Origin of the sequence: Pseudomonas sp. FW305-28 (assembly GCF_017351395.1) — a bacterium.
In the GTDB taxonomy this organism is placed as follows: domain Bacteria; phylum Pseudomonadota; class Gammaproteobacteria; order Pseudomonadales; family Pseudomonadaceae; genus Aquipseudomonas; species Aquipseudomonas fluorescens_AA.
The window spans coordinates 1-7,088 of sequence record NZ_JACNDD010000227.1 but is presented as its reverse complement, the minus strand read 5'-3'; the positions used below and the strand labels follow the sequence as shown (position 1 = coordinate 7,088).

At 50.0% G+C, this 7,088-nt stretch carries 7 protein-coding genes; 1 reads left to right on the top strand and 6 read right to left on the bottom strand.

Annotated features, from left to right (window positions below; genetic code table 11):
- Positions 1-428 precede the first annotated feature (428 nt).
- The gene (locus J4E53_RS29185; protein WP_103311212.1) at positions 429-791 is read left to right on the top strand and encodes a DUF6124 family protein; all 363 of its coding nucleotides are present in this window, start codon (positions 429-431) and stop codon (positions 789-791) included.
- Between the two features lie 255 nt (positions 792-1,046).
- On the opposite strand, the gene J4E53_RS29180 is transcribed toward J4E53_RS29185, so the two are convergent.
- From J4E53_RS29180 to hxsA2, 6 genes are all read right to left on the bottom strand, one after another.
- Positions 1,047-1,838, bottom strand: a complete 792-nt coding sequence (locus tag J4E53_RS29180; protein ID WP_103311214.1) for a hypothetical protein — start codon at positions 1,836-1,838, stop codon at positions 1,047-1,049.
- Positions 1,839-1,967: 129 nt separating this feature from the next.
- The gene (locus J4E53_RS29175) at positions 1,968-3,422 is read right to left on the bottom strand and encodes a YecA family protein (RefSeq protein ID WP_103311215.1); all 1,455 of its coding nucleotides are present in this window, start codon (positions 3,420-3,422) and stop codon (positions 1,968-1,970) included.
- A 231-nt stretch (positions 3,423-3,653) separates the two neighbouring features.
- On the bottom strand, positions 3,654-4,817 hold the full coding sequence (gene hxsC / locus J4E53_RS29170; protein ID WP_103311217.1) for a His-Xaa-Ser system radical SAM maturase HxsC: 1,164 nt from the start codon (positions 4,815-4,817) through the stop codon (positions 3,654-3,656).
- The gene (hxsB, locus tag J4E53_RS29165) at positions 4,811-6,268 is read right to left on the bottom strand and encodes a His-Xaa-Ser system radical SAM maturase HxsB (protein WP_103311218.1); all 1,458 of its coding nucleotides are present in this window, start codon (positions 6,266-6,268) and stop codon (positions 4,811-4,813) included. Before hxsB ends, hxsC begins: the two co-directional genes overlap by 7 nt.
- Positions 6,261-6,566: a His-Xaa-Ser system protein HxsD gene (gene hxsD / locus J4E53_RS29160; protein WP_103311220.1), complete on the bottom strand. Its 306-nt coding sequence runs from the start codon at positions 6,564-6,566 to the stop codon at positions 6,261-6,263. Before hxsD ends, hxsB begins: the two co-directional genes overlap by 8 nt.
- The gene (gene hxsA2, locus J4E53_RS29155) at positions 6,566-6,871 is read right to left on the bottom strand and encodes a His-Xaa-Ser repeat protein HxsA2 (RefSeq protein WP_103311221.1); all 306 of its coding nucleotides are present in this window, start codon (positions 6,869-6,871) and stop codon (positions 6,566-6,568) included. The genes hxsD and hxsA2 overlap by 1 nt, the downstream gene beginning before the upstream one ends.
- Positions 6,872-7,088: the final 217 nt, after the last annotated feature.

Here is a 7,088-nt window from a genome sequence, read left to right as displayed (position 1 = left end):
CGCCAATCCCTGTGGGAGCGAGCTTGCTCGCGATGAAATCGACACGGTTCCAGACCAAAACAAGTCTCCCGCATCGCCGGTAAACCCGGCTCCTACAGCCCCCACCTACACACCTCCACCAAGCTACGCATCCTTGCGCCTTTGCCTACAACTACGCCAGAATCCGCCCGCTTGTGCGCCTTGTCCCGGGGTTCTATTGTTTTCCTGCCACTGCCCATCAGTGGTCGGGTTTAGTAGCCCGGTTAAGGATACGGTCGCATGAGTCTCATCAGTCGGGCATTGCCCGCACTCGATGGTGGCTGTGCGCATGGCGCCTTCGGGCGCGCCGGGTTTTCCGTTTTCCTACCGGTCTACTAACTTGCGCACAGCTGCCTCCCTTTCGTTTAGTAGCGAGACGGTAGCGGCCTACTAACAAAGGAAACGTGAAAATGTTCAAAGCAACTCCAAATCCCCCAGATGCAGACCCCACCCCGAAATCCGCAAAATCCAAAGCCAAGCAGCAAGACGAAACCACCAAACGCGTGCTCGATCACTACTTGCAGCCCAAGCCTGATCAATCCAAAGACGAACCGAAACCGGGGCAGGTTTTCACCGTTGTGAAAGGCCTCGATAACGAATGCCTGCTCGCCAACCTCGCTGAAACGCTGGCGTCAGCCGATGCCATGGTCGCTGACCTGGCGTTCGACCTGAAAGGCTCACGACGCCATTTGGCGATGGGGATTCAGCAGTTGATTGAGCTGAGTTCGTTGTTGGCGAATCAGGTGTTGGATAATGTGGAGCCGCTACGCTAGGTAAACGGTTCCAATGAAAAAACCCGGCGTTTTGGCGCCGGGTTTTGCTGTGTTCATCCACAGATGTGGACGAGTTATCTCTAAATAAGAACTCTTCAACAACAACCGTTCCTCACCTCCCACACAGACCTTTCAGCGAAAGGCTGCAAACGGCCAAAGCGGCCAGTCGTAGAGGTGGTCGATTATTACAAGCCGGCTTAGTCATCGGACATAAGCGCAATCAGCGATTGCTACCTGCTCATGAAAGCCATCAACCTATTTCGAAGCTTCTTTTTGCGCAGCAATGGATTTCCAGTACCTATCTATCACTCTGTCCCAGCCGCCGGGACGATTATTACCTGTAGAAATGACAAACGAATTTTCATCATCTTTAAAGATATTGAACTCGCTTTGAACCTTCCAAAAAAACTTATCCTCTGCCATTTTTAATGGCTCACCGAAAGCCTGCTCCAATTGAACTTGAAGGTAATCCGAACCAACTGAACTATCGGCGCCATATTTAGACATATACATTATTTGATATATCGTTTGCGAAGCATCATCCAAGTAGTAGTAAACGACACTTCCAAAGAAGGGGTGAGCGACCTCCACAGTAACAAATCCGTCTTCTTTTTTTATAGAAAAGCCTTCAAATTTTTTTTCAACTGCACTGACGGACTGCCCAACTTTAACTTTGTCGAACGACGAAGGATAAATTCCTCCTTCAAAAAATAGATTCCCCAACTTAAGCCTTGAGAGTTCTAAATTTGTTTTTTCCAACTCCACCTTAATAGACGCCAGATCTGAAGACAAACGTGCTTTTTCAGCCAAATAAGAAAACTTATTGCTCTCTATATGCTTTTCAGCTATTAACTTCTGCCCATTAACATCCTTGAGCTGCCTCTCCAACTCACTCACTTTGTAATCACTCGCTGCCATTTGGGCCGGCAGCAATACCTCTTTATATAAGGCGATGCATATGGCAATAGTTCCGGCTACCGAAACGCCTGCTACGTAAACTGGATGATCGACCCAGCTTCGCTGGGACGATAGGCTCTGACTGGTCATACTTATCCTTTAATTAACCCGACTACCCTTCACATTGCCCACAAAACTAATTCCATCTAATACCTTATGAGAAAGAAGGGACAGATTTATTTTCAGCAAATAAATCGCCTTCTCTTTTCAGCAATTTTACTAAGGCCGGCCGCAGCATTTTTTGAATTTAATTCCGGACTGACAAGGGCACTCCTCGTTTCTTCCTACTTTCTGAAATTCACCCACCGGAAAACGTTTCTCAGTCACGTCACTCAGTATTTTTTTCTCCTTCATTACACGCTGGGCGAAAGCCCTCTCTTCCGCAGTAGCTTCAGAATTTGCATCAAGCACGATTATAGTCTCAGAATCGAACGCACCTCCGTGACTGACCGAACCAAAAACCACGATCTCTTTGGCGGTAGGAATCTTGTACCGCGCAACATGCGCGTAGAGCTTCAGTAGACTTGTGCGCTCTTTGACATACTCATCAAAGCTTTCGAATTCGTCAGACCAAGGAAAAAAGACAAAAACGAAAATTCTGCCTGCTCGCATCGTCGATGGCACAACCACCGAAGACCGTATATGTGCAGGTACAGAGCGATATTTTTCAAACAAAAAATTGGAAAGCATAGCCCTGGAAGTAAGATTTTCGGATGCCAGAGCTTCGACTGCTTTCGCATGACTAAGAATAGGCAAGTCAGCACCCTCACCTACTGTGGCCGCAACGATCGAATCGGCGAACCGCTTCAGAATCTCGTTCCATCCTTTCGCAGACTTACGTTTTGCATAGTGAAGCGCGTAAGGAACGGACGATCTGAAATGTTTCCACTCGAATTCAGGTATCGCAAACGGACCCATGCCGCTGGGGGTACGATTAGGCAACGCATTGAAGCCCTTTTCGCCCTCCTCCTGAAGATAAAACGCGAGCAAATCCTCCTCTCCCGCCACATTCACCAGATTGAGCTCACGAACCGCCCTCTCCTTGACCTGAAGGTAGTTAATGAAGTCAGAGGGAGTTGCCAATTCCTGAAGTAATAATTCAACTCCCTTGTCGTCTAAAACATGTACAAATGTTTTGGACGGATCAAGATCATTTACCATGAACGGCGTTTCAAGGATGAGGCTTTCGGGCGCGGAAAAGTAATAGCTCAGCGTTCCAGCGCTTCCTGCGGCAATACTGTCGAAATGACGCTTGGCGTCGTCAGAAACCCCTCTGGTGACGGCGATTAGATGAACTTTAAGATCCTTCGCAGCAATATCGAAAGGAAAGCGTTCCTGGCAGTTCTTGTTAAGGAAAACTTTGTCAGGGTAACGACGGATAAAGGACTCAGCAGCGTACAATTGTTTGGCAGACTCCTTGACTGCTGACCTATACCAGCGTTTCCAGGCGACATCGATAGGCTTGTCTGATTGAAACTTCACCTCCCCCTTGTCTGAAAAGAGAATCAACGTATTCTCAAAATAGACAGTCAGATCAATGAGCTCCTTTCCACCTCCAACGCCTCGATAAAGGCTGGGATATGCCCATAGACTCAAAAACGTTTCTCGTGCTATTTTTTCTAGAATACGCTCGCTTTCATTGACTCCGACCTCTTTGACCAACGGTTTTAGCATTGACCACAACTCCTGTTGTATTTTGAAAGCGAGTTTAAATTCTCATCATCACACAGAAAAATCTGGAATTTCGCACAAAGTATCAGTTTCTTATAGGCCAACATCGGCAAGTAACTCTAAACATTCTCAACGCACCTTTTGATATGAAAACACAAAAAAGGAAAAACTATTATTGAGCAAAGAAACATACTCCGCTCTTTCGTAAGGTCTACGTTACCCATAGGACGGACGTCACAATAAGAAAGGGGTAACAGCTCTGCTGTATCCATTACACACACCAGAAGAAAAGAAACCACCGCACTCGGACTTACGTGCACACCCATCACACTCTGGCACGTACTCGTTCTTCCAATCGCTGATGGACTTTCGGTAGTAGGGAAGCACATCGTCGTTCACCAAGCACAATTGGTGGTTATAGACAGACACGTTCATTCGATAAGCAGCCAAGATACCTACAGCCTCACTCAGAACGTCTCGGTAGTCTGCGGGGTCGATCCACAAGGCATCCAGATTGGCCCGCGTGAAGCCGATCATTTCCAATCCCATCAGCGTCACGTGATCAACGAAGAGTAGATTTCGAGCGATGTACTCGCACAGTTGCGGCAGACGGCTGATCGACTGCTTGTGCAGAACGATCCGAATTTCAACCTTCTGATTGAGCCGTTTGAGGTTGAGGATCCCCTGGACCGTTTCGTGAAATGCTCCAGGCGCCTGCACGATGTAGTCATGCAAGTCTGGATCATCCGAGTAAAGCGGGATCCCAACCATGATGTCGGGGTGATTGATCTCTGCATACTGGCGAGCAAAACACTCATCGGCAAACGTGCGCCCGTTTGAGAGTACGTGCACGACAGTTCTGGGAAGGTAGGACTTCATCATCCGGATGAGATTGATGAATCGAGCCCCGGCCAGCGTTGGTTCTCCACCTGAGAATCCTACCTCGGGTGTTTCCCTGGGGATCAGGGGAATCAGTGCTTCGAGCTCATCGAGGATCCAGCTGTCATCAATGTTTTTAGGCGGTTGAGAACACATCAAGCAGTAGTGATTGCACTGCTCGGTCACCAGCAGTGAGTTATGACCAGAGTTGGCCCTGAAAAGCACCCGAATCGCTTGACCGTCCAGGCGAATAATGTCCCCGTGCCCCAGATAGTGATAGTCGTTGGGTAGCAAGGTAAATGAGCTCTTCCCTTCCAGCTCCTGCACGCGCCATTCAAGACCTTCGGGAATCAAATAGTGCAGGTAGCCTTCAGGCAATTCCTGTTCAGAAACCAAAAACGCTCGCGTCGTCCGCAGCACCATTGGGATCGCCGGATTGGTGCTGACCTGAAGTAACAATGGACGATCCTGGACTTCGACCAGTTGGATTCGCCCGACTTTCCCAGCGAGTTTCAGCATGCGTTAGCCCATTGCATGAAGAGGCGGCGAGTAGAGGCGTCTGACTGCATCAGGCCGATGAGGTGCTTGAAGATCGACATGTTTCGCTTGCAGAACGAGGACTCAGCCTTTCTGCCTAGAACGTCCTTGAATATGGCGTGATGGAACACCGGTTCGGCGCCGCAGTAAGGTTCAAAAGCGCAGTCGGAACACATTGGCGCGCTCAGAGTGAACGACTGTTCCAAAGCATCGAGCAGTACATCAGAGAGGATGATGTCTTCGTAGCTGTCAGTCAGGATATTGCCCAACCGGAACGTCTGATCCCCCATCTCTGCGAGCATTCGACTCTCGTCAGAGGCATAGACTGAACCGTCATAGTTGAAGACGATTGCTGCGATACCGGCACCTGCGGGATTCATTAAGTCGACGTATCCCGGGTCATTGCTGGTCAGCATTTTCTTGAGAATCAGGGATGCATAGTGCTCAACGAAAGGGATGCCGGCTTTGTTCAGTTCAAGGATGTAGGCGAGCCCTTCCTTGTAGAACTCCAGCCAACGCTCCGTATCGTAGGTCATGAATTTGCGTGTTTTTATGGCGAAGCCATAGGGAGAAAGCGCCCGCAGGAAGATACCGTTGAAGCCCAGTCGAACATACTCATCGATGATCTCTCTGACACGAGGCAGGCTCTTGTCAGTGGTTGTCATTAGAGCGCTAACTCTGTCCACACCTAGGACATTGCGAGCCTTGGCCAAGCCTGCTTCAAAGCGTTCGAAACTATCACGACCTACGCGTGGCCGATTTGCATTGTGCAGGTCTGCCGGGCCATCGAGTGACGTCGAAAGAATAATGTCGTGCTTGTGGCAAAACGCGAGGACTTCGTCGGTGAGCAGCGACAATGTGGTGGCGATGACGAACTCAAGATCACGCTTTTCATCCAGGTTCCGTCGCTTTGCAGCCTCTACTACGTAGCGCACCATTTCGAAATTCAAAAGTGGTTCGCCGCCCTGGAACTCGATCTTGATCGCAGGATTGGGAGATCGGAAGACGAAATCCAAAGCCTTGTCCGCCATATCTGGCGTCATGTCGAAGGAAGTTTCGCCATCCATTTGCCGCGAGACCTGACAATAAGGGCAGCTGTGGTCACAGCGCAGTGTCACCACAAAGATGTGCAAGCTGGTGAACCCTGTCAGTCGCGAGAGTTTCGTACGCAGTTTCAATGCGAGCAGATCGAGGGGAGCCTGTTCGTCGGCATAGCGGATAAAATGCTTGGCCCGCAGCGATGCGAAGAGCGGATGCTCAGTTGCAAGATCTTTGGCGAGGAGGACGTGCAACTCTGGCTTTGCCACTTCCAGGTACTCGCCAGTCATGTTGGTAATGACGTAGTTATCACCTTCAAGACGGTCGAACTTGAACGGCAGCAGTTCGTATTTAGCGCGCCGGGTATAGGCATCCAGCCCCTGAAATTTACTCACTTGGGTTCAGCCTGGCGTTGGAGAAGGCCAGCCCTATTATGAGGTTGCGGATAGGGGCGGTTTCCGCCTGAAGCTGCGCACGCAACTGATAGTCGAGCACGTCCTTTCGGAACTCTTCAACGGCACGTTCAAAGGCTCCCCGCTCAGTTGTGATATTGCCAATCAGCGTGCAGAGAATGTTATCGCCGTCGACTTTCAGGTCGAGTGTGAAGGCATGCATAGCACGGTACGCTGCCTTCTGGATTGCTTCGGCTCCGTACAGCCGACCGTCGAAGGGCAGCTCCGCAAGGCCGGCCATCAGCGGCTCGAATAATGCGAGCTGTGAGAACTATGTGACGCGTGTGAGCTATGCGAATAGTGGGCAGCGACCATCTGGCCGTCTTCACCACGCTTGAGGATAAAACTGAAGAGGTTGTCGCCTTGACGACCAGTGACCATCTGCTCGCCAACATTGACGATTGGCAGTGCCCCGACCTGGTTCTCAAAGGCGGTGCTTTCATCTGCCTTATCGGTGTTGATCATCGCAACGGAGGCCGATGCTTGGTTGGCGGTTACGGCGGCAGTCAGAGTGGCAAGGGGCAACAGAAAATCACGCTTTTTCATTTCAACATCCCTGTGAATGGTGTGGTTATAACCACTATATAGTCGTTTCGTTTTAAGGCAAAGTGCCATTAATCGACTTTAGCGCCCACATCTCCAAAAGACCCTCACCCCGCTGCTGAAAATCCCCATGGAGAAAAACGGGGAAAAATTCACTTTCTCTCTGACGCAGCGGCATCAGGCCCAACATCCGCCAGCGCTGTGGACCGGTCGATCTCGA

What these genes read in the sequence shown, in the direction of transcription:
- J4E53_RS29175 (WP_103311215.1), bottom strand. Translation starts at nt 3,422, where the DNA reads ATGCTAAAACCGTTGGTCAAAGAGGTCGGAGTCAATGAAAGCGAGCGT.
- J4E53_RS29185 (WP_103311212.1), top strand. Translation starts at nt 429, where the DNA reads ATGTTCAAAGCAACTCCAAATCCCCCAGATGCAGACCCCACCCCGAAA.
- J4E53_RS29180 (WP_103311214.1), bottom strand. Translation starts at nt 1,838, where the DNA reads ATGACCAGTCAGAGCCTATCGTCCCAGCGAAGCTGGGTCGATCATCCA.
- hxsD (WP_103311220.1), bottom strand. Translation starts at nt 6,566, where the DNA reads ATGGCCGGCCTTGCGGAGCTGCCCTTCGACGGTCGGCTGTACGGAGCC.
- hxsC (WP_103311217.1), bottom strand. Translation starts at nt 4,817, where the DNA reads ATGCTGAAACTCGCTGGGAAAGTCGGGCGAATCCAACTGGTCGAAGTC.
- hxsA2 (WP_103311221.1), bottom strand. Translation starts at nt 6,871, where the DNA reads ATGAAAAAGCGTGATTTTCTGTTGCCCCTTGCCACTCTGACTGCCGCC.